We start from the raw sequence: 898 nt of genomic DNA, 5'->3' as shown, positions 1-898 counted from the left end.
AAAATCAGAAATGTATCATGGACAATGCTTTGAAGATGCAGATAAATTGATTGAAAAAATAGAAGAATATATAGAATACTACAACACCAAACGGATTAAAGCCAAATTAAAAGGCCTGACTCCGGTTGAATATCGAAATCAGGCCTTACAAGCCGCTTAATCAAAGTGTCCAACTTTATGGGGTCACTTCAAATCCAACAGAGTGGCAAAAAATGGCTCAAATGGTGTGGACTGAAATTGCTGAGCCTTATATTGTTCAAGACGAACGCTATCAACAAAGTTGAATTACAGGCTCCCTCCGATCTAACCTTGATCGGGGATCTATCTAATAGAAAAAATAATTCATATAGTTATGGAGATGTAAATGCAGAAAATATATTATTTATACCATGTTCGTTATGAAGATATCGACGATGAAGATGTTAAGGTTGAAGATAAAGATGTTATTTTAGAAGACTAATATCTATCAGTTCAGTTCTGCGATATTTATCGCAGAACTGAACTGATTATTTACCCATGTTGTGATCTACCTACCAAAGTGAACTAGTTACTTATCAAGTATGCAATCTAATTCACAAATTCGAAGATTAATATATTTTCTTTAGCGTTAATAGTGACTATATAGTCAGTAGTGCAACCAATTTCCTAAAGTCTACTCACTTTAACGAACAATCTTTCCTAAATTTGATAAGATGACCTTGAAAGAAAAAGTAAATTATTTCAATCTGACTATTATATATAATCAGTCAAATCGGGTCTACGTTATTACAAAATTCAAAAGATTAAGGTTTAGGATGGAAATCATCAATTTGCTCTTTCCATTCGTTGTAATCCCAAACAATAATTTTGGTTTTTAACTTAGCTAACTCATTTTGTGCAGCTTGTTTTTGTTCTGGGG

1 protein-coding gene is annotated in these 898 nt (G+C 32.6%); it reads left to right on the top strand.

Annotated elements, in window-relative coordinates:
• Nucleotides 1-10: 10 nt before the first annotated feature.
• The gene (locus B6D18_RS12380; protein WP_086364279.1) at nucleotides 11-160 is read left to right on the top strand and encodes an IS3 family transposase; all 150 of its coding nucleotides are present in this window, start codon (nucleotides 11-13) and stop codon (nucleotides 158-160) included.
• Nucleotides 161-898 lie beyond the last annotated feature (738 nt).

Source organism: Gilliamella sp. A7 (assembly GCF_002142015.1).
GTDB classification, from domain to species: domain Bacteria; phylum Pseudomonadota; class Gammaproteobacteria; order Enterobacterales; family Orbaceae; genus Gilliamella; species Gilliamella apis_A.
The sequence above is the reverse complement of the archived record's forward strand: the minus strand, read 5'-3'. Positions and strand labels throughout refer to the sequence as shown.

Bases quoted from the DNA above. Each gene is read 5' to 3' on its own strand.
- B6D18_RS12380 (WP_086364279.1), top strand. From the start codon at position 11: ATGTATCATGGACAATGCTTTGAAGATGCAGATAAATTGATTGAAAAA.